24 protein-coding genes are annotated in these 24,854 nt (G+C 38.8%); 17 read left to right on the forward strand and 7 right to left on the reverse strand.

The window, feature by feature from the left end:
- Window positions 1-104 precede the first annotated feature (104 nt).
- On the reverse strand, window positions 105-452 hold the full coding sequence (locus AA980_RS01730) for a hypothetical protein (protein ID WP_024030710.1): 348 nt from the start codon (window positions 450-452) through the stop codon (window positions 105-107).
- Between the two features lie 215 nt (window positions 453-667).
- Between AA980_RS01730 and AA980_RS01735 the strand changes: the two genes are divergently transcribed.
- Complete coding sequence (locus tag AA980_RS01735; RefSeq protein WP_407937448.1) at window positions 668-1,198, forward strand: hemerythrin domain-containing protein; 531 nt, start codon at window positions 668-670, stop codon at window positions 1,196-1,198.
- A gap of 24 nt (window positions 1,199-1,222) precedes the next feature.
- On the opposite strand, the gene AA980_RS01740 is transcribed toward AA980_RS01735, so the two are convergent.
- The gene (locus AA980_RS01740; RefSeq protein ID WP_024030712.1) at window positions 1,223-2,461 is read right to left on the reverse strand and encodes an MFS transporter; all 1,239 of its coding nucleotides are present in this window, start codon (window positions 2,459-2,461) and stop codon (window positions 1,223-1,225) included.
- Between the two features lie 268 nt (window positions 2,462-2,729).
- Between AA980_RS01740 and AA980_RS01745 the strand changes: the two genes are divergently transcribed.
- Both AA980_RS01745 and AA980_RS01750 read left to right on the forward strand, forming a co-directional pair.
- On the forward strand, window positions 2,730-3,170 hold the full coding sequence (locus AA980_RS01745) for a MarR family winged helix-turn-helix transcriptional regulator (RefSeq protein ID WP_024030713.1): 441 nt from the start codon (window positions 2,730-2,732) through the stop codon (window positions 3,168-3,170).
- Window positions 3,171-3,274: 104 nt separating this feature from the next.
- Window positions 3,275-4,969, forward strand: coding sequence for a M3 family oligoendopeptidase (locus AA980_RS01750; protein ID WP_024030714.1), 1,695 nt, complete (start codon window positions 3,275-3,277; stop codon window positions 4,967-4,969).
- Between the two features lie 231 nt (window positions 4,970-5,200).
- Here AA980_RS01750 and AA980_RS01755 read toward each other — a convergent pair whose 3' ends face one another.
- A complete protein-coding gene (locus tag AA980_RS01755; protein WP_024031180.1) occupies window positions 5,201-7,360 on the reverse strand; it encodes an ATP-dependent Clp protease ATP-binding subunit in 2,160 nt (719 codons plus the stop codon).
- A gap of 365 nt (window positions 7,361-7,725) precedes the next feature.
- Here AA980_RS01755 and AA980_RS01760 point away from each other — a divergent pair, with 365 nt between their 5' ends.
- On the forward strand, window positions 7,726-8,775 hold the full coding sequence (locus AA980_RS01760; protein WP_024029031.1) for a YkvI family membrane protein: 1,050 nt from the start codon (window positions 7,726-7,728) through the stop codon (window positions 8,773-8,775).
- Window positions 8,776-8,807: 32 nt separating this feature from the next.
- Here AA980_RS01760 and AA980_RS01765 read toward each other — a convergent pair whose 3' ends face one another.
- Window positions 8,808-9,419 carry a CPBP family intramembrane glutamic endopeptidase gene (locus AA980_RS01765; RefSeq protein ID WP_024029032.1) on the reverse strand — a complete coding sequence of 204 codons (612 nt, stop codon included), beginning with the start codon at window positions 9,417-9,419 and terminating at the stop codon, window positions 8,808-8,810.
- A 164-nt stretch (window positions 9,420-9,583) separates the two neighbouring features.
- Here AA980_RS01765 and AA980_RS27665 point away from each other — a divergent pair, with 164 nt between their 5' ends.
- Complete coding sequence (locus AA980_RS27665; RefSeq protein ID WP_024029033.1) at window positions 9,584-9,703, forward strand: DUF6254 family protein; 120 nt, start codon at window positions 9,584-9,586, stop codon at window positions 9,701-9,703.
- Window positions 9,704-9,742: 39 nt separating this feature from the next.
- On the opposite strand, the gene AA980_RS01770 is transcribed toward AA980_RS27665, so the two are convergent.
- On the reverse strand, window positions 9,743-9,931 hold the full coding sequence (locus tag AA980_RS01770; RefSeq protein WP_024029034.1) for a YkvS family protein: 189 nt from the start codon (window positions 9,929-9,931) through the stop codon (window positions 9,743-9,745).
- Between the two features lie 234 nt (window positions 9,932-10,165).
- Here AA980_RS01770 and AA980_RS01775 point away from each other — a divergent pair, with 234 nt between their 5' ends.
- The 10 genes from AA980_RS01775 to AA980_RS01820 all read left to right on the forward strand — a co-directional run bounded on the left by AA980_RS01775 (window position 10,166) and on the right by AA980_RS01820 (window position 19,990).
- Window positions 10,166-10,357: a hypothetical protein gene (locus tag AA980_RS01775; RefSeq protein WP_024029035.1), complete on the forward strand. Its 192-nt coding sequence runs from the start codon at window positions 10,166-10,168 to the stop codon at window positions 10,355-10,357.
- A gap of 138 nt (window positions 10,358-10,495) precedes the next feature.
- Complete coding sequence (locus AA980_RS01780) at window positions 10,496-11,446, forward strand: AAA family ATPase (RefSeq protein ID WP_024029036.1); 951 nt, start codon at window positions 10,496-10,498, stop codon at window positions 11,444-11,446.
- The gene (locus tag AA980_RS01785) at window positions 11,443-12,642 is read left to right on the forward strand and encodes a DUF58 domain-containing protein (protein ID WP_024029037.1); all 1,200 of its coding nucleotides are present in this window, start codon (window positions 11,443-11,445) and stop codon (window positions 12,640-12,642) included. Before AA980_RS01780 ends, AA980_RS01785 begins: the two co-directional genes overlap by 4 nt.
- Window positions 12,639-13,865: a hypothetical protein gene (locus AA980_RS01790; RefSeq protein ID WP_055725961.1), complete on the forward strand. Its 1,227-nt coding sequence runs from the start codon at window positions 12,639-12,641 to the stop codon at window positions 13,863-13,865. The genes AA980_RS01785 and AA980_RS01790 overlap by 4 nt, the downstream gene beginning before the upstream one ends.
- A 140-nt stretch (window positions 13,866-14,005) precedes the next feature.
- Window positions 14,006-15,679 (forward strand): glycerol-3-phosphate dehydrogenase/oxidase, encoded by a 1,674-nt coding sequence (locus AA980_RS01795; RefSeq protein ID WP_024029039.1) that lies wholly within the window; start codon window positions 14,006-14,008, stop codon window positions 15,677-15,679.
- Between the two features lie 265 nt (window positions 15,680-15,944).
- Window positions 15,945-16,211, forward strand: a complete 267-nt coding sequence (locus AA980_RS01800; RefSeq protein WP_024029040.1) for a phosphocarrier protein HPr — start codon at window positions 15,945-15,947, stop codon at window positions 16,209-16,211.
- Window positions 16,211-17,926, forward strand: a complete 1,716-nt coding sequence (gene ptsP / locus AA980_RS01805) for a phosphoenolpyruvate--protein phosphotransferase (RefSeq protein WP_024029041.1) — start codon at window positions 16,211-16,213, stop codon at window positions 17,924-17,926. Before AA980_RS01800 ends, ptsP begins: the two co-directional genes overlap by 1 nt.
- 298 nt (window positions 17,927-18,224) lie before the next feature.
- Window positions 18,225-18,698, forward strand: a complete 474-nt coding sequence (locus AA980_RS01810; protein ID WP_024029042.1) for a hypothetical protein — start codon at window positions 18,225-18,227, stop codon at window positions 18,696-18,698.
- A 162-nt stretch (window positions 18,699-18,860) separates the two neighbouring features.
- Window positions 18,861-19,739: an NAD(P)-dependent oxidoreductase gene (locus tag AA980_RS01815; RefSeq protein WP_024029043.1), complete on the forward strand. Its 879-nt coding sequence runs from the start codon at window positions 18,861-18,863 to the stop codon at window positions 19,737-19,739.
- Window positions 19,740-19,810: 71 nt separating this feature from the next.
- Complete coding sequence (locus AA980_RS01820; RefSeq protein WP_024029044.1) at window positions 19,811-19,990, forward strand: hypothetical protein; 180 nt, start codon at window positions 19,811-19,813, stop codon at window positions 19,988-19,990.
- A gap of 16 nt (window positions 19,991-20,006) precedes the next feature.
- Here the strand turns inward: AA980_RS01820 and AA980_RS01825 are convergent, their stop codons facing one another.
- Window positions 20,007-21,176, reverse strand: coding sequence for an aminotransferase A (locus tag AA980_RS01825; protein ID WP_024029045.1), 1,170 nt, complete (start codon window positions 21,174-21,176; stop codon window positions 20,007-20,009).
- A 206-nt stretch (window positions 21,177-21,382) separates the two neighbouring features.
- Here AA980_RS01825 and AA980_RS01830 point away from each other — a divergent pair, with 206 nt between their 5' ends.
- Complete coding sequence (locus AA980_RS01830; protein ID WP_024029046.1) at window positions 21,383-21,895, forward strand: RDD family protein; 513 nt, start codon at window positions 21,383-21,385, stop codon at window positions 21,893-21,895.
- 44 nt (window positions 21,896-21,939) lie between these two features.
- Here AA980_RS01830 and AA980_RS01835 read toward each other — a convergent pair whose 3' ends face one another.
- On the reverse strand, window positions 21,940-22,419 hold the full coding sequence (locus AA980_RS01835) for a YkyB family protein (protein WP_024029047.1): 480 nt from the start codon (window positions 22,417-22,419) through the stop codon (window positions 21,940-21,942).
- Window positions 22,420-22,722: 303 nt separating this feature from the next.
- On the opposite strand from AA980_RS01835, the gene AA980_RS01840 reads away from it, so the two are divergent.
- The gene (locus tag AA980_RS01840) at window positions 22,723-24,843 is read left to right on the forward strand and encodes a sensor domain-containing protein (RefSeq protein ID WP_024029048.1); all 2,121 of its coding nucleotides are present in this window, start codon (window positions 22,723-22,725) and stop codon (window positions 24,841-24,843) included.
- The last annotated feature ends 11 nt before the right edge of the window (window positions 24,844-24,854 follow it).

Consider the following 24,854-nt stretch of genomic DNA (forward strand, 5'->3'; position numbering starts at 1 on the left):
GCGAGCAGCATTTTTTTATAATAGAATAATATTCACTATATGTAGGTTTTTTCACAAGAGAGGATAAAAAGAAGGTGGAGCAGAAGGTAAGTATTTTTTGGAGTTTAGCTTATTTTCTCTAATAGGGCTGCCGTGGTAAGTTCATCTTTTATGCTTGATGCTGTCAATGAAGAAGCAAGTGCGATAGCATGATCGATTAATTTCATCGGTGCGGAACAATAAAATGGCTTTTGCCAATTAAAATCGCCTTCACTGTTAGCGGGATAAACACTCACTTTCCAATGATAATAAATTTTGGACTGCGGGAGTTGTACCCCTTCTACAGCAATGAGCCAATGGGTAGAAGGTGAACTTGGATTGTACGTATCGGATTCTTTTAATGTTATTAAATCATTTGCACCAATTGCTATTAATTCCTTTGGATAAAAGTCATGGTAATTTGGGGTTTTCATGTTTTTGCCCTCCCTTAAATGGTTTATCTATATTATATGAAACTTTTAAACATTTTTGAGTGATAAATGTTAAAAGTTTTCAAAAAATTAAACGCTTTCATAAAAAAGACATATTTGAAGCAAGCTTTTAACAATTAACGATGAATGTGACCTATGTCACTTCATTAAATGATGGTTCCTTTTATACTTGAGGCATTAAATGAGGTATGAGGTGAATGATAATGAGTGGCTGCATGAGTGGTTTTGGGGGCATGCCCCAAGCTGAATTATGTGAAGGGCTAAAACAATTAAAAAGTGAACATCCTCCATTATTAGGACAATTGGAAGAATTATATGGCTTAACACAACAAATTGATCAAGAAATCGATGTAGAAAATAATTTTAACGAATTAATTGTGAAGGTAAAGGCATTTAAGGCGGCTCTTGACCCGCATTCAGAAAGAGAAGAGGGTGTTCTTTTCCCGATGATGGGTGTCTATATCGGCACAACTTCTGGACCGATTGCGGTGATGGAATATGAACATGATCAAGCGAAAGCAAATATTGGTGCTTTTTTATCAGCAGCGGAGGTTGGCCAAGGGTATACTGATGAAAAAAAGAAATTAGCTGAATTAATTCAAAATGCCTACTTTATCTTAACCGAGCATTTCTCTAAAGAGGAAAATGTGTTATTCCCAATGGCAGAAAGAATGCTTACAGATGAAGAAAAGGCGGAATTATTCCGTAAAATCCAAGAAATAAAATAAGGATGGACCCCCCGGGGGCCATCCTTATTTTATTTGATTCCACTCCCAAACCTTGTGATCAGAAGGAAGAAGGAAGGCGATTAGACCGAGCAGCGGCAGCACCCCGAGCCAGGTGATCATCGACTGTAAACCAATCCAGTCGGCAATATACCCGAGACCGACTGAGCCAATTGCTCCCATGCCAAACGCAAGCCCGACAGTCAAACCGGACATTGTTCCAATTTTCCCTGGCACTAATTCCTGGGCATACACAACCGTAACAGAAAAACTGGTCATTAAAATAAACCCGGAAAGAATAAGGAAGATAAAGGCTATCGTTGGCGGGACATAAGGAATTAGTATCGAAAAAGGAACGGTCGCCAACATCGAAAAGGAAATGATGTTTTTCTTACCAAATCGATCTGCCAGTGGACCTCCGAAAAATGTCCCGATGGCCCCGGATACCAAAAATGCGAACAAAAAGACCTGAGATTCTTTAATCGAAAGTGCATATTCTTTAATCGCATAAAAAGTGTAAAAGTTGGTAATTCCCGAAGTGTACCAAGTTCTTGCAAAAATTAATAATAAAATCAGGGCTAATGTATTTTTTACCTCTTTAGACAAACCAATCTTCTTTTCAACTCCAACTTTCTTTTTCTTTGATAAGTTTGGAGAAGTTATTAATCTCTGATTATACCAATTGGCGATATAAATTAATAAAATCACGGCGAGGGCGGCGATAATCGTAAACCAGGATGCGCCAATTTGGCCAAGAGGAACCAATATCAGGGCAGTAATCACTGGGGCTAACGCCTGGCCTGTATTCCCCCCAACTTGGTAAATAGATTGAGCGAGTCCTCTTCGCTTCCCGGCAGCCATATAAGCCACCCTTGAGCCTTCAGGGTGAAAGACAGCGGAACCAAGGCCAATAAATAGAACTGACAAGACAATCATCCCAAAGCTTGAAGCAAAGCCTAATACAAGAATTCCGACTAAGGTAAACGAAAGACCGACCGGAAGTGCATAGGGCATTGGCTTTTTGTCAGTAAAGAATCCGACCATTGGCTGCATGACAGATGAGACCATATTTAACGAGAAAGCAATAATGCCGAGCTGGGTGAAGCTTAGACCCATTGACTTAGCTAAAATAGGAAACATCGCCGGCACAACAGCCTGAATAGCATCATTCAATAAATGGCACAGACCAATAATAAAAAGAATTTTATATATGGTCGATTCGGAGGTCTGGGGTTTATTCGCAGACAATATTGCTTGTTGACTCATGGTATCCCTTCTTTATTATAGTATCTAAATATTTCTTTCCTATTTTACTACTTAATGGCTAGAATAAGAAATATTTGTTTCTAATTTCGAAATATTTAAATTATAACGGATTGAAATTTATATCATCTAGGCAGTATGTTATTGAAATATTCCTTTTATTTCAAGATAAATTGACAAGAGTAGATATTTTTTTTATAATAATTTTGAAATCGAGATAATTTAGCGTAATCTAGATTATGATTATTTAAACCTAAAGGATGAGAATTGTATGGAAAATGATTCAATTACTAAATCATTAAAGTTGTTTATTGTCCTTTCAAGAGCTTTTAAAGCGATTAATGAACACGTGAATAAGATTATTCAGGCTAATGGGTTAAATCCAACTGAATTTGCTGTTTTAGAACTGCTTTATCATAAAGGCGATCAGCCGATGCAGCAAATTGGCGGGAAGATACTGCTTGCGAGCGGAAGCATTACTTACGTGGTCGATAAGCTCGAACAAAAAGGATTGCTGAAAAGAGTCGCCTGTCCAAGCGACCGAAGGGTAACCTACGCGCAAATTACAGACGAGGGGAAAAAGTTTATTCAGGATATTTTTCCGGAGCATGCAGCTCAAATCGATAGGTTAATGTCGAGCCTCACAGATTCTGAAAAAACTGAAGCGATTGACCTATTGAAAAAACTAGGTCTGCCTGCGGGGAAATTTTAATACGGCCATTGGTCGTATTTTTTTTATTGTAAAGAATAGTAGTGGTTAGTGTATAATAAAAGGGGTTGGAATATTAAAAAAATTTTAACATAGGAGAGAGATAAATGACCTTTGAAAATTATACATATGAACGTCCTAATCTTAATGACATAACAACTAAGTTTAACGCCGCAATTGAAGAATTCAAAAATGCTGCTTCCGTTGAGGAACAAAGTAAGGCAATGAATTTAATAAATGAGCTTAGGAATGACCTTGGCACGATGTTTAACCTTTGTTATACCCGTCATTCGATTGATACGAATGACGAGTTTTATAAAGCAGAACAAGATTACATGGATGAACTTCAACCAGAGGTCGAAGGGTTAGTGACCAACTATTATCAAGCCCTGGTTAATTCACAATTCCGCAATGAGTTAGAAGAAAAGTGGGGCAAACAGCTTTTCGCACTAGCTGAAGGACAGCTTAAGACGTTTAAACCGGAAATCGTTCCCTTATTACAAAAGGAAAATCGGTTATCAACAGAATATACGAAGTTGGTTGCATCGGCAAAAATTGATTTTGAAGGCGAAGAACGGACACTTGCCCAAATCGACCCGTTTATCGAATCAACAGATAGAGAAATACGCAAGCTGGCAAGTGAGGCAAAATTTGGTTTCTTCGCTGAGCATGAAGCAGAATTTGACCGAATTTATGATGAACTTGTTAAAGTAAGAACTGAAATAGCTACAAATCTAGGGTTTAAAAATTTTGTTGAACTTGGTTATTACCGAATGATGCGAACCGATTACAATGCTGAAATGGTTGCTAATTTCCGCCAGCAGGTGAAGGATTTTATTGTACCCATTGCGACAAAGCTTAAAGAGCGTCAGCGTGAACGATTAGGCCTTGACCAATTAAACTATTATGATGAAGGCTTCGTTTTTCAGACTGGAAATGCGACTCCAAAGGGAAGTCCGGAATGGATTATTGAAAACGGACAAAAAATGTATGAAGACTTATCAAAGGAAACGGGAGACTTTTTCCGGTTTATGCAGGAAAATAACCTTATGGACCTCGTTGCCAAGAAAGGGAAAGCAGGCGGCGGATATTGTACGTATATTGAAAATTATAAAGCGCCGTTTATCTTTTCCAATTTCAATGGAACATCAGGGGATATCGATGTCTTGACCCATGAAGCAGGCCATGCCTTCCAGGTTTATTCCAGCCGTCAGTTTGAAATTCCGGAATATTACTGGCCAACCTACGAAGCATGTGAAATCCATTCCATGAGTATGGAGTTTTTTACGTGGCCGTGGATGGAGCTTTTCTTCCAAGAGGATACAGATAAATATAAGTTTTCACACTTAAGTGACGCGCTTCTTTTCTTGCCATATGGGGTTTCAGTTGATGAATTCCAGCATTGGGTATATGAAAATCCAACAGCTTCTCCGCAAGAGCGCAAGCTTCAATGGCGAGAAATCGAGAAAAAATATATGCCGCATAAAGATTATGATGGCAATGAATATTTAGAAAAGGGCGGCTTCTGGCAGCGCCAAGGGCATATATATAATTCGCCGTTTTATTATATTGATTACACACTCGCTCAAATTTGCGCCTTCCAATTCTGGAAACGTTCAAGAGAGAACCAAGAAGAAGCTTGGGCAGATTACGTCAAGCTGTGTAAGCTTGGCGGCAGCATGTCGTTCATCAAACTTGCCGAAGCGGCAAATTTAATTTCACCATTTGAAGATGGCTGTGTCGAATCAGTTGTCGGTGAAATTGAGAATTGGCTAAATTCTGTTGATGATAAAAAGCTTTAAGAAAAGCGGAAGCGCCCTGTTCAGCGGCGTATGGCCTGGAGCGCTCCAACTGAGATAAAGGAAACACGAAGAGCGAAAGCGATTCGATGTTGACTTATCGTAGGGCGGAGAGCGAAGGACAGTAGCCGCTAGGGCGCTGGAGCTGGACAATTCTTGAAGTCGAAAAGATATAAATTCTTATATAATAAAAAATAAAAGCGAAGCCGCTTCTTTAGCGGCTTCGCTTTGTTATCACTTAACAGTTGCTGCAATGTCTGAAACAACTTTTATTTCCCCGTCTTCTACGACTGCGGCTAACTTTGTTACTTCCGGCTGGTCTAAGATAAAGTCAGCAATTCTGTCTTCAAGCTGTTCTTGAATCACTCTGCGAAGGGGGCGTGCGCCAAAAGCAGGGTGGTAACCAAGCTCAGCTAGTTTTTCTTTTGCATCCGCTGTGATTGTTAATTCAATGTTTTGTTCTGCCAATGTTTCCTTCAAATCTGCAAACATTAAATCGACAATATATAAAATATGTTCTTTAGCGAGTGCGTTAAATTCGATAATACTGTCAAAACGATTTAAAAATTCTGGCTTAAAGAAGCTGCCGAGCGAATCGAGAATATTTGCTTCCTCAACTGCTTCACTTATGCCAAAGCCAACATGAACTGGTTTGTGGGCAATACCGGCATTGCTGGTCATAATGATGACCGTATCCTTAAAGCTTACAATTCTTCCCTGGCTATCCGTGAGACGGCCGTCTTCGAGAATTTGCAGGAACATATGCTGGACGTCAGGATGCGCCTTTTCAATTTCGTCTAGTAAAATAATGCTATAGGGGTTCCGACGAACTTTTTCAGTAAGTTGACCTGCCTCATCATGACCTATATAGCCGGGAGGCGAACCAATTAATTTAGCGACACTGTGTTTTTCCATGTATTCACTCATATCAAGGCGAATCATCGAATCCTTTGTCCCAAATAATTCTTCCGCAAGTGTTTTCGATAACTCGGTTTTTCCGACACCTGTCGGACCGACAAATAAGAATGAGCCGATTGGACGGTTCTTCGCTTTTAAGCCGGCACGGCTGCGGCGGATTGCTTTTGCCGTTTTTTGAACAGCTTTTTCTTGGCCGATGACCTTTTTGTTTAGGTTTTCTTCTAAATGTTTCATTCTATCTTGTTCTTCTTGCTGTAATTTGCCAACCGGTATTCCGGTTTTTTGTTCAATGATTTCTTGAATATGGCTAACCGTTACAATTGGTCTCTCTGAACTTGGAAGATGATTTAAAGCTTTTTCGAGTTTTGCTTCTTCATCACGAAGCTTTGCTGCCTTTTCATATTCTTCATTTTTTAGGACTTCTTCCTTAGCAGCAGCAATTTCCTTTAGGCGTGCTTCAATCTGTTCATTAGTTTTGTTATCAGCAGTAAGATTCAATTTTGAACCGGCTTCATCAAGTAAGTCAATCGCTTTGTCCGGCAGGAAGCGGTCTTGAATATAGCGCTGCGACAGGTTTACACAAGCCCGGATTGCTTCATCTGTATAAATGACATCATGATAATCCTCGTATTTCTTCTGAATACCTTCTAAGATTTCAATCGCTGCCTCGGCAGTCGGTTCTTGGACATGTACTGGCTGGAAGCGGCGTTCTAGAGCGGCATCCTTTTCGATGTGCCGGTATTCCTTTAAGGTTGTGGCACCGACTAACTGCAATTCACCACGGGCCAGGGCAGGCTTTAATATATTTCCGGCATCCATGGAACCTTCTGCGGAACCTGCTCCAACTAGCAGATGAATTTCATCAATGAACAAAATCACATTCTTGCGCTCCTGAACCTCCGTGATTAATTGTTTCATGCGTTCCTCAAATTGCCCGCGAATGCCGGTATTGGCAACAAGTGAAGCAACATCTAATAAATAAACTTCTTTATTTCGCAGTTTGCCAGGGACATCTCCTTCAGCAATTTTTTGGGCAAGCGCTTCGGCAATGGCTGTTTTCCCAACACCTGGTTCACCGATTAGTACTGGATTATTTTTGTTGCGTCGATTTAGGATTTCAATGACACGATTGACTTCCTCGTCACGTCCAATTACCGGATCAATTAAGCCTGTATTTGCTAGTTGGGTTAAGTTCCGGCCGAATTGATCAATAAAGCCGCCATGTGTGGTTTTACGTTCATTTTGCGGAGCAAAATGATTATTCATGTTTTGATCCGCAGAAGAGTTTTTATTCATGAAGAAATCTTCAAGTGGGAATCCTTGGAATGGGTTTATTTTCATTCCAAAGCCTGCACCTAATGCTTGCTTTTCTTTTGTATAACAGTTATGGCAAAGTTTCATATCATTCCGCTGCCCGTTCACATTCACAGTTAATTGAACTTGAGCTTGATTTTGATTGCATCGTTGACAAAGCATCATAAAATAACCTCCTAGTTGTTGTGGTTTGACTTTGACTATATTTGACCTTATGTCCATAGTATACTCTGACCTTTTTTGACTTTCAAGGATTTTGTTTGAAGTAATAGTTGGAAATACGAAAAGCGCAAGCGCCCTGGTCAGCGGCGTATGGCCTGGAGCGCTCCAACCGAGATAAAGGAAACACGGTGAGCTTCGCTGCCCGATGTTGACTTATCGTAGGGCGGAGAGCGAAGGACATTAGCCGCTAGGGCGCTGGAGCTAGACACTTCTCAAAGTCAAAAGTTTATACTTCTTATCTTAAGAAAAAAGCTCGTCTTTGTTTGTCCTCTTATTCATATATTTGATGATAAGGGGGAGATGATGTGAAAAGGAATTGGAATCAAGCCTTTCAAATTGCAGCAGTTTATGTAGGAACTGTTGTTGGAGCAGGATTCGCCACAGGAAAAGAAATCGTTGAATTTTTTTCTCGATTTGGTTTCTTTGGCTTTATTAGTATATTAATGAGTGGTTATCTCTTTGTCATGATTGGGTCGAAGATGATGAGGATGGCCGCCCAAATCGAGGCAAAATCGTATCAAGAATTTAATGAGTACCTGTTTGGAAAATGGGCAGGCAGTGTCATTAATTTATTTATGCTTTTGATGCTTCTCGGGGTTAGCGCAGTGATGCTCGCCGGTGCGGGTGCGGTTTTTGAGGAACAGTTAGGACTGCCAAGAAATATCGGCGTTTTTTTAACGATATTTCTTTCCTACCTTGTGATGCTTGTCGGAACAAAAGGTCTGTTTGCTGTTAATACATTTGTTGTTCCATTGATGATTACCTTCAGCTTAATTTTAATGTGTTTATCCGTGCAAATGCCGAACTTTTTAGAACAGTTTTTGTATATTCCCCATGCTGCGGATGGCTGGAAGAGTGTGATTGCTCCTTTTTCTTATGCAGCATTGAATCTGGGCTTAGCTCAGGCAGTACTAGTCCCGGTTGCCACAGAGGTTAAGGATGACTGGACAATTAAATGGGGGGGAATCTTGGGCGGACTGGCATTAACATTGATTTTAATCGGGAGTCATTTTACGCTAATTATGCTTCCAAATTTAGAATTGTATGATATTCCAATGGCAATTATTATGAAAAATCTAGCCCCATTTTTTTATTGGATTTTTGTCCTTGTTATTTATGGGGAGATTTTTACTTCTGTGATCGGAAATGTCTTTGGACTTGATCGGCAGCTGAAGCAGTTCATACCGGTTTCGACAATGGTGTCGGTTACTGCTATCTTTGCCGTCTCTTACCTGATAAGCCTAGTGAATTATAGTACGCTCCTTTCCTATCTATATCCATTGTTCGGCTATATTTGTATGTCGTTTTTTATTTTATTGTGGATGAAACCATTTTCACCAAGTAAGCGAAAGTAAGAAAGCAGTTGAAGAATTATCAGCTGCTCTCCTTATTTTAACGGTAGGATGATAAAAATCATTAGATCAAAGATGATGTGTGAAACAATGACGAGCGGCATACTCTTTTTCCAATAATAAAGTAAACCCCAGAAAAAACCAGAAATTAAGGCAGCAAAGACTAGTATAAATGAGCCTGAATAAATATGAACTGAGGCGAATAACAACGCGGCTATTCCAATGCTGACAATCGGTTTAAAGTTAGCTAATAGACTTTTTTGGATAAAGCCCCGCCAAAAAATTTCTTCTCCAGGCGCAGCAACCAAAACTAGTGCAATATACTGCCAAAACAGTTTTGGTGCATACCAGCGATACAGTTTTTTTATGTCTTTTTCAAACGGAAGATGAAGATGTTGAATGGTTTGAAATCCCAGCCAAAAGACAAAATATAACAAGAGTCCGCTGATAGCCCCCAGGAAAATATATTGGAAAAAGGGGGCCTCATCATCAACATCACCTTGAAACATCGCGTACGCTATTAGCACAAGCAATGATCCAGAAAAGATATACCAAAAGATTGCTTTATCGTGAAAGGAAAAAAATACCAGTCCGTGTGCAATAATCAATCCGGCGATAAAACGGATGTTTAGGAATTGTTTTTTCATTTTCGTGAACCCCTTTAATAATCAATACAGTATACTTTAACAAAAAACTATCATTAGTTTCAACTCACAACCGATTCATGGAAATGATTACAAAACATTTTACCCCATTAAATTGATTAGATTATCAAAAGAAGAAAAGAATAATTGAGAAAGGAGTGAAAGATATGAGTAAATCGCAGAGTCAGCAAGAACGGGAATGGACTGTCAGGAAACAGGATCAAAATCCCCATGGTAAGGTAAAATCTTTAAAGCAGATTGCGAAAGAAACGGGTCAAGGAAAGTAAACTAGAAAAGGCAGCAGGGCTGCCTTTTCTAGCATACTATTAATAAGCGCTTTCTTTTACGACCTTATAGTTTTTGTGGTTGACGACTGTACGCTGATCCAATTCTAAATCGCGGTAATTATCCATAAATGTTAGGTCGACTATGACAGAATTTTCATTTACCTTTTCTACAACTCCTTGCAAGCCGTCGCGGAATTCGATGATATTACCTACTTCTGCTTTTTTCATTTAGTCTCTCTCCCTACTATAAAATCCATTTAAATAACAGTTTGCACTACTTTCTTGAATTCGTAAAGCCTTTTATTTTACAATTTTGTTAATTTCTCATGAATAATTGATTATATGTTACGAAATCTAGAAAAAGAATAGAAAACGCTTACAAAAGTAGAGTGTGAGAATATCAAAGTTGACTTAGAGAAAGGTCTATACGGTAAAATAAAGATGGTAAAGGTGGTGCAGAAATTGAAGGAAGAAATAACAGAAATTTTGGATCGGCTTATGACAGGGGAGCTTTCAGAGTATTATGTCAAAAATGAAGATTTTATGGAATTTCGCGAGGTTCTCGTAAAGAGAAACGATTTTAAGCATTTTCGCGGCATTGGTCAGCGGGGCGGAGATGTTTTGTATCAATACCTGAAAGAACCTAGAAGCTAATAGTAGTTGAAGAGGAGATCTCATAAATTTGGATTCTCCTCTTTTTTCTTAGATTCGTTAAAAGTTTGGAAAAGTATAAAAATTTGCTAAAATATAAAAGGACCTATACATACAAATAGAGATTAAGGGGATGAATGAATGGGATTTACAGAGAAAATCGGCCAATTAAAGCAGGAGATAGGCAAGGTAATCGTCGGTAAGGATTTAGAAGTGGAATTAATGGCCATTTCCGTCTTATTTAATGGACATATATTATTAGAAAGTGTTCCTGGAACAGGAAAAACAATGCTTGCAAAAAGCTTTGCAGCCGCAATCGGCGGGGAGTTTTCGAGGATTCAGTTTACCCCGGATGTGCTCCCTAGTGATGTAACCGGGATTCAGTTTTTTAACCCTAAGGTGCAGGAATTTGTGCTCAGGCCGGGGCCGATCATGGCAAATATCGTTCTAGCGGATGAAATTAACCGGGCAACACCTAGAACCCAGTCAAGTTTATTGGAGGTAATGGAAGAAAGGCAAGTAACCGTCGATGGAATTACCGTACCGTTGGAAGAGCCCTTTATGGTGATTGCTACACAAAATCCCGTGGAATCCCAGCAAGGGACCTTTTCACTGCCTATTGCCCAAATGGACCGATTTTTTATCAAAATGAAAGTCGGTTATCCTGATTACGAGGATGAAAAGAAAATCATGCAAATTCATCGCGGCGATAAAAAAATAGAGGCTATTGCCCAAATATTTTCCATTCAAGAAATAGAACAATTAAAGGCTGCAATAAACGGCACGCAAATTTCAGCAGATATCGAAGACTACCTCTTAACCATAGTAAGAAAGACCCGCGAGCACAATAGCATCGAACTAGGTGTCAGCCCGAGAGGAACATTGGCGCTTATGAAAGCAGCGCAAGGAAAAGCCTTTTTGAATGGACGGACATATGTTACGCCAGATGATGTGAAAACAGTAGCCCCATTTGTGCTGGGACATAGAATTTTTCTATCGATTGAAGGATCACTGACGAAAACAGCAGAAACCATTATCGAAGAAATTCTTGATTCAATACCTGTCCCGGTAGAATCAGGTGCAAATGGATGAGTTGGAAAAAATATTCGCTAGAAGATCGGAAAATTCCGGGTATTAGCGGCTTTGCCATCATCCTTATTATTGTAAGTCTATATATTCAATCAAAATTAGTGCTGTTTCTTGCTGTTTTTTTTCTTATTGTCATATTCTGTAATCAACTTTATTTAAAAAGGACTGGCGAAAAGCTATATTTTGAAAATCTGAATGTAAAAAATTACTTTTTTATTGGCGATAAGGGCGAATGGTTCTTAACGTTTCGGAATGAAGGGTTTCCGATTTTAAAAGCTGAGTTGAGGATTTATTTTGATTTTTTTGTGTCGCCAGATGAAGACCTACAGGAAACAAGTCTTTCTTCCATGTATGAGATGTCGATTCCCTTTTCGTTATTCACCAATCAAGCAAAACAGATAAAAATTCCTTTTACAGCGAAACAGCGGGGCATTGCCAAAATTCGCTCCATCGAGTTTCGCGTTCCCAGCCTGTTAGGTTTTGGGGAAACCGTCTTAGAATCCAAATATTTCGTGAAACAACAAGCAGTGGTCTATCCGCTGCCCATCCCTGTAAAAGGATTAAAGGAACAAATCTCTGTCCTTCAAGGGATTCATATTGTCCCGATTTCTGTTTATGAGGAATTGCTTGGTCCTGTTGGAACAAGAGACTATGTTCCCTCCGACAGCTTCAATCGAATTCATTGGAAAGCCAGTGCCAGAAAACAGGAGCTCCAAACAAAAGTGTATGAAAGAATCTCGGAAAAGGGCTGGAATATTGCGCTTAATGTTTCTGATGGACATTCGATTACAGGGAAGCTTGAAAAATTACTTAGCAGCATCACGGAATTTGCCTACTATGCTTTCCATAAGCAAATTCCCTACTCGCTTTGCATTAACGTTCGTACGGCTGGGAGCACTCCATTTCTTTATCTTCCAATCGGAGAAGGGAAAGAGCATTTACAAAAGGTATTAGAGACACTCGCTTCGGTTAGTACGCAAAATACAAGTCTGCCGTATGATTATATGCTCTCCTTTTATAACAGTCATTTAACCGCCCAGCCCTATTTTATCCATGCCGGGATTAAGACAGACGACACCAAGAGAATGCTGCTAGGGATATCGAAAAAAGGGGCAAAATTATTTGAATTGAAAATTGAACAGGAGTTTGGCTTATTAAGTGAACTGGCCATACACCAGGAAAGAAGGATGCTGCTATGATGAACCGTGTGGCGGCTGTTACCTATCAATTTATTTTAGAACTAATTTTAGGGATGCTTTGTCTATTTTTCGTCTATATCAATAAAAACGAGTTTCCACCTCTCCTTTTATTAGCAGTTTTGTGTATCAGCAGTATCATTCCTTTTTCACTGCTCCTTGCAAAATTTCACAATAACGGGAAATGGCTGTATCTTGTAACTATATTACCAGTAATGTTATTAATCGGGTTTCAAACCGGGCTGCCACTTTTTTGCGGATTAGGACTAGGCTTGCTTGTTTATTGGCGGGGTATTTCCTTGTTTAATGATGTTTCAGAACGTCCTGAAGCCCTCTTGCTGCTGCTTTCATTCATAATTGGTTTGGTTGCGATCATTTATTCAGCCATGAGCAAGTATCCTTTCCAAAGTGAAATCGTCATATTGCTTTTAACACAGCTAGTAATAGTTCTTCTTGGCGGGTTTTTAAGAAAATGGAATTCGATTCAAACAGATAAAGCCAAGTTTGCCGTTTACTTTTTAAAAGTGATTGCAGCGGTTATGGCGATTGGTGTAATACCGACTGTTTTACTAAAATACATTCAAATGATTTTATTTGCCGTTTTACATTTCTTTGTCATCCTTTTATCGACAGTGTCGGAACCTCTATTTGGGTTTCTGGAATATCTGTTACGTTTAAACGGGAATGAGGGACGAAAAGCAAATATAAAAACCGGCACCGGCTTGCCTGATGAGTACCAACCGCCAGCGTACGAAAAGACAGAAACTACTTTGTATATTCTATTAATCGTGGTGGCAGTTGCATTTATCATCTTTCTGTATAAAAAGAAATTCACAAAGCATGATTTTTCTGTCGCTAATTCAGCAGTTGTTTCTGTTTCAGAAGGTGCGTATGGATCAACTAAATCAAACCTTTTCCGACGCAGGATGAAGCCGCCGGAGGATATCATCAGGCGAGAAATATTTGAATTAGAAAAATATGCCGGCAAATTAAAATTAGGTCGGCTTCCGTTCGAAACGCTAGAAGAATGGTGGCAGCGCATTGGTTTATCAGGATCGTCTGAAGCAACCGCCATCTATGAAAAGGTCCGGTACGGCGAAGGAACATCATCAATTGAGGAACAAACCATGATGAAAACAGAAATTGTCCAGGTAAAACAGCAATTAAGAGAAATATATAAAACAATGAAGGAAAAATCGAAATTTAAAGGCAGCGGCGGTATTTAAATAATATTCATTCATTTAATAAAAGCAGAAACCACAAAGACATGATTGGAATTCAGGTGTTTTGTGGTCTTTTTTTTATTTCCGATTCATTAATCTACGCATATTAAATATAAGGGCTTCATAATCGGGAGGAAATCACCTTGAATTTTTCAAATTTAAACCGAAAAGAAATTGTTAATAAATTGAAATGTGAAACATATGACGTACTGGTGATTGGCGGTGGGATTACCGGGGGTGGCATTGCCCTGGATGCCCAGTCTAGAGGAATGAGCACTGCACTTGTTGAGATGCAGGATTTTGCCGCCGGAACGTCTAGCAGATCAACGAAACTTGTCCATGGCGGGCTTCGTTATTTAAAACAAATGGAAGTGAAAATGGTTGCGGAGGTCGGGAAGGAAAGAGCAATTGTCTACGAAAACGGTCCGCATGTGACCACACCAGAATGGATGCTGCTTCCATTGCACAAGGGAGGGGCCTTCGGTAAATTCAGTACTTCAATTGGTTTACTCGTTTATGATTTCCTAGCCGGAGTAAAAAAAACCGAACGGCGGACGATGTTATCGATTGAAGAAACTTTGGCGAAAGAACCGCTTGTAAAAAGGGCTGGCTTAAAGGGCGGAGGCTATTATGTTGAATATCGAACAGATGACGCGAGGCTGACGATTGAAGTGATCAAGGCTGCGGTTGAAAAAGGAACAACTGCTAGTAATTATACAAAAGTATTGGAGCTCATCTACGAAAATACAAAAGTGGCTGGTGTTCTTATCGAAGATCAGTTGACCGGTGAAAGATATGAAATACATGCGAAAAAGGTAGTCAACGCTGCAGGGCCCTGGGTTGATTCAATTCGAGAACTAGATCAATCAAAGCAAGGGAAAACAATTCAATTATCTAAAGGTGTTCATCTTGTCATTGACCAGTCCCGTTTTCCCTTAAAACAAGCGATTTATTTTGATACACCAGACGGCAGAATGGTCTTTGCAATCCCTAGAGATGGAAAGGCATACGTAGGAACAACTGACACATTTTATAATGAAGATGCACTAAATCCAAGGATGACGATAAGTGACCGAAGCTATATAATCAATGCCATCAATTACATGTTCCCTGAAGTGAAAATCAGCGAAAAAGATATAGAATCAGGCTGGGCTGGGGTGCGTCCGCTTATTTATGTGGAAGGGAAAAAGGCATCTGAAATTTCACGGAAGGATGAAATTTGGGAGTCCAAATCGGGGTTAATAACAATAGCAGGCGGCAAATTAACCGGTTATCGAAAAATGGCTGAAACGATCGTAAATTTAGTAGCTGCCAAACTTCAGGCAGAGGAAGCAAGAAGCTTCTCACCATGCCAAACCAAGCATTTGCCGATTTCAGGCGGCAATGTTGGTGGATCAGCAAATTTCCATGCTTTTGTTGCCGAACAAATTAATAAAGGTACAGCTGCAGGATTAAATAAAGCAGAGGCTAAACGGTTAGCTGCCATCTATGGCTCAAATGTTGAGATTGTTTACGACCTCGTTAAGCAAAATAAAGATGCTGCTGCTAAATCCAAGTTACCGCTCGATTTATTTGCACAGTTAATTTATGGAATCGAGCACGAGATGATTGCAACTCCAATTGACTTCTTCAATCGAAGAACTGGTGATATTTTGTTTCATATTCATTTAGTTAAAAAGTGGAAGAACCAAGTGATTGCATACATGGCGGAAAGACTGGATTGGGCCGAACAAGAAAAGAAAAGATATATTATATCTTTAGAAGAAGCCATTCTCGCTACAATTATTCCTGTGGATGAAAAAAATGAATATTTTTGACGGTTTTGTGAACATTTGCGAATCATGAGTATTTCAGTTGTTTGAAAATCATGAAAATGCTATTCTAGCATTTGTATATAAGATAAACATAATCATAGGGTGAAAAAACAATACATGATTGGTTTCCTTTTGGTAAAAATACGAAATGGATTCCCCTTTTATTTCTTTACCCTACTATTGATTTAGTTGACTAAATGAGAAGAAATGTTTATTTTTAATGGAGAAAGTAAAATTTTTAGATAAATATTAAAGGAGTTTGATTAACATGGCAGAAAAGCAATTTAAAGTAATCGCAGATACCGGAATTCATGCAAGACCAGCAACTTTATTGGTACAAACAGCAAGTAAATTTGATTCAGAAATTACCTTAGAATATAAAGGGAAAAAAGTGAATTTAAAATCAATTATGGGTGTTATGTCACTTGGGATTGGCCAGGGAGCAGACATTAAGATTGCTGCTGAAGGCAGCGATGCTGAACATGCACTAAGCAGCCTTGAAGAAACATTGAAAAAAGAAAGTTTGGCTGAATAATGACTTTTTTATCTGGAATAGCCGCTTCAAATGGGATTGCGATTGCGAAAGCATACCGTTTAGTTGAACCGGATCTCTCTTTTGAACAAACAAAAATTGATGATGCTGCCCAAGAGGTTGATCGTTTCCGTCAAGCAATGAACAAATCCAAAGCGGAACTAGAAGTCATTCGTGACCGGGCTAAGATCGACCTTGGAGAGGACAAGGCTGCCATTTTTGAAGCACATCTACTTGTACTTAGTGATCCGGAATTAAACACACCGATTGAAGATAAGATAACTTCTGATCATGTGAATGCAGAATCAGCCCTAAAAGAAACGGCTGACATGTTTGTAATGATGTTTGAACAAATGGATAATGAATATATGAAAGAACGAGCAGCTGATATCCGTGATGTGACAAAGCGGGTTCTTTCTCATTTATTAGGAGTTCAAGTAGTGAATCCAAGTATGATTGCCGAAGAAGTGATAATTGTGGCGGAAGATTTAACCCCTTCTGATACAGCACAATTGAACCGGCAATTTGTTAAAGGTTTCACGACGAACATCGGCGGACGGACATCCCATTCAGCGATTATGGCACGTTCATTGGAAATTCCTGCTGTTGTTGGTACGAAAACAGCAACAGAAGCCATTAACAATGGAGATTTAGTGATTGTCGATGGGCTGAAGGGTGAAGTTCATATTAATCCAACACCTGAACTAGTAAATCAATATCGAAAAATTCACGATGAATATGAAGTTCAGAAAGCGGAATGGGCAAAGTTAGTCAATGAACCATCTGTATCTTCTGATAACCACCATGTTGAATTGGTTGCCAATATCGGTACTCCCAATGACTTAAAAGGAGTTGTCGCTAACGGCGGGGAAGGTGTCGGACTTTATAGGACCGAATTCCTTTACATGGGACGCGATCAGCTTCCAACCGAGGATGAACAGTTTGAAGCTTACAAAGCAGTCCTTGAAGGAATGGCAGGCAAACCAGTTGTTGTTCGGACCTTGGATATTGGCGGCGATAAAGAGCTGCCCTACCTGGAATTGCCAAAGGAAATGAATCCTTTTCTTGGCTTCCGCGCTATTCGCTTGTGTTTAGAAGAGCAAGGGATATTCCGTACCCAGCTTCGCGCTTTATTACGGGCAAGCACCTATGGAAATCTCAAAATCATGTTCCCGATGATTGCAACGCTGGATGAATTCCGAGCTGCTAAAGCGATTCTTGAGGAAGAAAAGCAAAAGCTTCTTTCTGAAGGGCAAAAGGTTGCCGATTCAATTGAACTTGGAATCATGGTGGAAATTCCATCAACCGCTGTTTTAGCTGACCAATTTGCAAAAGAGGTTGACTTCTTTAGCATCGGAACAAATGATTTAATTCAATATACGATGGCAGCAGACCGGATGAATCAGCGTGTCTCTTATCTATATCAGCCATATAGCCCATCTATTTTACGCTTAGTAAAAATGGTCATTGACGCATCACATGCAGAAGGAAAATGGACAGGTATGTGCGGCGAAATGGCCGGTGATGAAACTGCGATTCCGATTCTTCTTGGCCTTGGCCTTGATGAGTTTTCTATGAGTGCCACTTCGATTCTAAAGGCCCGCTCCTTAATTAGGAACTTGAAAAAGTCTGACATGGAGAAACTCGCACAAGAGGTCCTAAATATGCAGACAACTTCACAGGTTATCGAAGCAGTTAATTTTGCAACGAAAAAATAAATTATTAAAAGGATCAACAATGTCAAAAATGTTGGTCCTTTTTTTATGCCTTTTCCAAGTGTTTCCTTTCATTATCTTGTATAATTAAGGTAAGGACCAATAAGGAGGAAAAAGAAACTATGGATTTGAAATTAACTGGTAAAATTGCACTTGTTGTTGCTTCTAGCCGCGGGTTAATGTTTGCTATGTCTGGATGATTAAAACCATTTAACTATCTATATTTTTCCTTAATTAACCTTTCTTTACGTTTATCACCAATGTATTTTGGCCATGGTAAAAATATAAGGGAGTGTTATAAATGCGAAGTAATATTCGAGTCGTAAAGGTTTTAGTTTTAGGTATTTTTTGTTTCTTCTTTCTGAGCGGATGTGGAATGCTATTTTCCAATGAGTTGATTGTAAATCGATATGCAGATGCCCTGCTCACAAAAAATAATGAGCTCCAATTCCGCTTTCGTATTAACAATGAGATCCTTGATGGGGATCAATTATATAAAGTGAAAGTAAGCATCCACGATGAAAGGCTTGCTGCGGCAATTGGTAAACGGGAAATTGTCTATGGCGAGGACCAAGTATTGGACGGTGAATATTTAGAAGTTAAAGGAAAACGCGAGAAATATATTTTTATGGACCCAATTCCATTAAAGAAAGATTTACATATTGATGAGCTCAGAAACATGATTGAGCAGGACCAGGCCGTTTCTATCGAAGTGTTTAATAATGAAGAGGTATTTGGCCGTGTCTTCTTAACAAACTTTTCTTCCGAACTATAAAAGCGGTTTATTTTTGATTATTTTGGGTACCATTAATATGTGCATAAATTTGGAGATGGAGCACGAAAGCCGGGACGACTGGGACGTTCCGGCTTTTTTTATTCCTAAAAAAAAATGATAGTGCTAAAATAAAAGAAAATACCTATGAGGGGATAGATTCATTTGTTTACTCCAAAAAATACGGTTATTGGTTTTATTGGAATCGGTGTGATGGGGAAAAGTATGGCGGGGCATTTGCTAAATGCCGGCTATCCTTTAGTTGTTTATTCACGAACAAAAGAAAAAGTGGCAGAATTGTTGGAGAAAGGGGCCGAGTGGGTCGAAACGCCAAAGGAAGTGGCGGAAAAGGCTTCCGTTATTTTTACAATGGTCGGTTACCCGAAGGATGTAGAAGAAATCTATTTAGGTGAAAATGGGTTAATTCAAAATGCGAGAGAGGGGGATTATTTAATTGATATGACAACCTCTGCACCATCACTCGCTGTGAAAATCTACGAACAGGCGAAAAAGAGTGGGATTCAGGTAATTGATGCACCAGTTTCTGGCGGGGATGTGGGGGCAAGGGAAGCAAAGCTCTCCATTATGGTTGGCGGCGAAGAAGCTGCTTTTGCGGCAGTTCATCCTCTACTTGAGCTGCTAGGAACGAATATCGTTTACCAAGGAGAGCCGGGAGCAGGGCAGCATACGAAAATGTCTAATCAAATCGCGATTGCTTCCAATATGATTGGTGTCTGTGAAGCCATCATTTATGCCGAAAAAGCTGGTCTTAATCCGGAAAATGTCTTGAAAAGTATTACAACGGGGGCCGCCGGAAGCTGGTCATTAAACAATCTCGCCCCAAGGATGCTCCAGGGGAATTTTGAACCGGGCTTCTACATAAAGCATTTTATTAAAGATATGAAAATTGCCTTAGACGAGGCTGAACAAATGGATATGGAGGTACCTGGGTTAGCATTGGCGAAGTCGCTTTATGATCAATTAGTAGAACGAGGGGAAGAAAACAGCGGCACCCAGGCCCTTTATAAATATTGGAATTACTAAATTGGCAATGAATAATTTCCACCTGCCTTCAAGAAACTATGATGGAAGCTTGAAGATAGGAGGAGTTTTAAATGGCAAAACGGACAAAGAAGAATGATGCTAAACAAAAGAATAAAAAGGGCTTTGATTCTGCTGTTTTAAATGAAGAGTTTGCCCATGAAATGGGTTCGGCCGCTGCCAATCAAATTCATAAGGACAAGGCTAAAAAGGAAAAGGCATCAAAGAATAATGGGAAATATAAGGGACAATAAAGATAACCCTCACTTTTTAAGTGAGGGTTATCTTTTTCTCATTGCTCAAAAACTGCTCCATTCGATCTAGGCCTTGCTTTAAAGTTTCCATGGAACAGGCAAAGGATAACCGGAAATAGCCTTCGCCATAATCGGAAAATGCACTGCCTGGAACAACCGCTACCTTTGCTTTCTGAACGAGGGTAAGGGCGAAGTCGAAGCTGTTTAACGGGACACTGGAGGGGATTTTGACAAAGAAATAAAACGCCCCATCTGGTTTGACGACTGCAAGTCCCATTGAAATTAACCGTTGATAAACATATTCTCGTCTGGCCAGATATTCCTTTTTCATGGTAATAGCGTCATCCATTCCTGCAGTTAGAGCCTCATACGCTGCCTTTTGGGCAATGGAATTGGCACAGGATACATTGTATTGGTGAACCTTTAAAATGTGCTTAGCAATGTTTTCGGGAGCAAATAAAAAACCAATTCTCCAGCCCGTCATGGAATGGGACTTGGATAACCCGTTAATTACAATCGTTTTTTCTTTTAAAAAGCTGGCGATTGATTTATGAGGCTTGTCAAAGGTAAGCTCACTATAGATTTCGTCTGCTAAGATAAAAATATCTTTATCCCTAAAAAACGCGGCCATTTCTCTCAGTTCTACTTCTGAAAGGCTTACTCCGGTCGGATTCGATGGGTATGGAAGGACAATACACCGGGTTTTTTCTGTGATATATGGTTTTATTAACTCTAAAGTAAAGCGAAAATGATTTGCGCGAATATCAACATGTACGGGGATGGCGCCCATCATCCGGATAATCGGTTCATATCCGGGATAAATCGGTCCGGGCAGGATGACTTCTGCCCCCTCTGTTAAAATCGTACGAAAGGCAATATCAATTGCTTCGCTTGCCCCCATGGTCACAATCACTTCTGATTCAGGTTTATAGTGTAAATCATATTTTTTTTCAACAAAATCACATGCTGCCTTTCTTAATTCAATTGTACCGGCATTATGGGTATAGGAAGTAAAATCCTCCTTTATTGCCTCGATACCCGCCAATTTTACATGCTCTGGGGTAGGGAAATCAGGCTGCCCAATTGTAAATGAAATCAAGTCCTCCATATGGGAAACTAGATTAAAAAACTTCCGAATTCCAGAAATTTCGATGTTTTTTACGCGCTGATTAATCAAATGTTCCAATATTGTTCATCCTTCCGTATCAGGAATAATCTAGATTTAGAATATATTGATTATAGACTATTTTCCACTCAAGGTTCTACATTTCTAGTAAAGGCTTAACAGAAATTATTGGATCATTTATTAAAATATTTTAAAAAAAGAATAAATGAACTGCTTCTAATGATATACTTAAATTGAAATTTTCAATTTTATTTTGGAGGAATTAAATGGAACCCTATTCTTTAGAAAAACAGCCAGTAAAGCAAGTAAAGTTCGCTGGATTTTGGATTCGTTTTGCCGCCTATTTGCTAGACTCAATCATTATCTCAATCCCTCTAACAATCATTATGATTGTGATTATGGTTTTTGGGTTCGGCACAATGGATGTATTTGCAGATCCGGCAGCCTTGGAAAACGAGGTTATTACAGACCAGCAAGCAATCTCGTTACTGTTTTTGTCCCTGCTGATGATACTAATAGGTTTGATTGGCAGCACTGCTTATTATGCGGGCATGCACGCATCAAAATGGCAGGCAACTGTTGGGAAAAAACTGTTGAAGCTGAAAGTAACGGACCTGCAAGGGAACCGAATTTCTTTTTGGCGCGCATTTGGACGGTTACTGGCAATGAGTTTTTTATCGGGAATATTTTATATTGGCTATATCATGGCAGCTTTTACCGAAAAGAAACAATCATTACATGATCTAATTGCCGGAACAGTCGTTGTTGAAGATAATTAATAAACAAAAAAGCCAGATCAGCATCCTGGCTTTTTTTGCATTTATTAAGTATATCTTTCGCCTAATTTTTTAAAAATCGGTTTTTGGTATGTCCGCTGGTTTTTTCGTGGATTGGAAGGCGGCTGATCAAAATCTGAGATACCAGTATAGGTTTGTAATAATGCTTTTGCTGTATTTAGTGAAAGAGTTGCTTTTGGGTTTCTAACATGTCCATCCAATTTACCAAGATGTGGGAGATCGTGGAAGTCCGTTTTAGTTGGAGGAATATGAAAGGTATATTTTCCACATTCAACGAGTACATCAGATTGCTGTTGACTATTTCTTGGATTTTCAGAAAAATGAAGACCTACCTTTTTAGCTTTACCTTCTTCGATTAACTTTTTTAATGATTCTTGTTTTAATTTGTATAAAAATTTGGGGTTCGGTGCTGTTTTCGCATGGCGATTCACAATGAAAACTGCTTGAGCGAGGTTTTCGATGGTTAGGTTTACACTTTTAAGGGGGTATTTCTGATCGGCTTTCAAAATATGTTCTCCTTTCTATCTTTTACAACAAGTACATTATACCTTTATTTCAGGAAAATAGAAATACAACAAAGGATTTTATTGTCTGAAAAGACTTGCAGATTTTTTGGGATTGAAAATAATCAATGTAGTATTAGGTTACTAAATTCATTCCATCCAATGAAAGGATAAAAAACTTTAGTGAAATAATCACTATTTTCAATAAATTACTTTCTTTCAATTAATTTCATTGTAAAATAGAAATACAAGAATGTAAAAACATTATTGTGAAAACAGGGAACTTTTTCTTTTGAGGATGATAATATGGAATATTTAAATAGATTATTAGCTAATGAATTAGAATTAGAAAATACAAGTAACCTCATTCAGAAAATCATGTTTGATATTATTTTTCAACATGTTCAAGACATGGTTTTTGTTATGAAGGTGGAAAATGGACCGAAATTTCGGTATTTGTTTGTCAATGAATCAGGGATGAAGAAAGCAAAACTTTCAATTGAAGCTCTTGGAAAGACCCTTCAAGAAGTTCTTCCTGTGGAAAATGCTAAATCTTTACAACAGAACTATGAGAAATTATTAAGAAAAAAAGAAATAGTCATGTTTGAAGATAAATTCTTCTTTGAGGGCGGGAGAAAAATTTATGGGGAAACTATTTTAACCCCTGTATATAACGATGAAAAATCAATTAGTTACATCGTTGCCGTAACGAGGGATATTACCAAATGGTCTATTGAAAAAAATAAAATCATTGAAAGCGAGCAAAAATATCGTTCCATTGTAAATAACAACTTAGACGCGATTTTTATGATAAGCCCAGAAGGTAAAATTCTTGAAGCTAATCCTGCAGCAGCACTAATGACGGGATATTCGGAAAAACAAATGACCAATAGAAACATATATGATTTGATCATAGGCAAAGATTTAGAGAAATTTAAAACGTTATTAGAAAAGACTTGTTCAGGATATGCTCTTGAGTCACTGGATTGCAAAATAATGCATCGCAAAGGAAATCAGCTGATCGTCCAGATAAAGACGGTTCCCATCGTGGTCCATGAACAAATAAACGGGCTTTATGTCATGTTAAAGGATTTGTCAGACCAGGCTAAAAATATGGAAATGATTAGATTTATGGCTTTTCATGACCAGCTAACGGGATTACTTAATAGAAAAGCACTGCATGAACATTTGAATGAACATATCTTTTCGCCGTCCTACAAAACAAACGAGTTTGCATTAATCACCATCGATTTGGATCGGTTTAAATTTTTAAATGATACACTTGGTCATTTAGCAGGCGACCAAATATTAAGAAGGGTTTCGGAACGATTATTGCGGTTTCAAAATGAACATTGTTTTGTTTATCGCGTTGGTGGGGACGAGTTCAATATTTTACTTTTGAATAGCGGAAGCAAGAAGGCCAATATATTTGTACGAAAGGTGTTTTCGGCCTTTTCACAATCCTTTTATTTAAATTCCCAAGAATATTTTATTTCGCCAAGTATCGGGATCAGTATGTATCCAAACGATGGCAAAGATGCTGAAATGCTAATTAAGAATGCGGACGAGGCACTTTATCGTGTGAAGGAAAGAGGGAAGGCGCATTATCAATTTTATCGGACAGAAATGAATTCTTCTGTCTTTACTAATGTAGTTACCCTAGAGACACATTTACGAAAGGCAATTGATAAAGCTGAACTTAGCTTATATTATCAGCCTCAAGTAAACACGGAAACTGGAGAGGTGAAAAACTTTGAAGCCCTCCTTCGCTGGAAGGACAGGGAGTTCGGTCACATATCACCAAGTATTTTCATTCCATTGGCTGAAGATACAGGACTGATTATTTCAATTGGGTATTGGGTTATCGAAAATGCATGCAGGCAAATAAAATCCTGGAATGACAACGGTTACGATGATATCCATGTGGCTATTAACATTTCACCAAAGCAATTCCAGCACCCAAACCTTGTTCAGTTTATCCAGTCAATGATTAAAAAATATGATATTCAAGCCTCGTCTTTAGGAATTGAAATTACAGAAGGTGCCATGAATGATACCAAGGAAACGATTCCTATTCTAAAGAAAGTGAAAGAACTGGGTATTTCTATTTCTGTAGACGATTTTGGGACGGGGTACTCATCCTTAAATTATATTAAGCAGTTTCCGATTGACGTCTTAAAAATTGATCAGTCCTTTATTAGGGATATCCTGTTGGATGAAAAGGATGCAGCGATTACATCCACGATCATCCACTTAGGAAAAAGTCTCGGGCTTGAAGTAGTTGCCGAAGGAGTCGAGAATCAAAAACAAGTAGAGTTCCTTTCGAATGCGGAGTGTTATAAAATTCAAGGCTTTTATTATTCAAAACCGCTTCCCGGTGATGAAATTGAGAAACGATTTTTAGTGAATAATAAGCTAAAGCAATAATCACAAAGCAA

The sequence above is a fragment of the Neobacillus vireti genome (assembly GCF_001026695.1).
Lineage (GTDB): Bacteria > Bacillota > Bacilli > Bacillales > Cytobacillaceae > Neobacillus > Neobacillus vireti.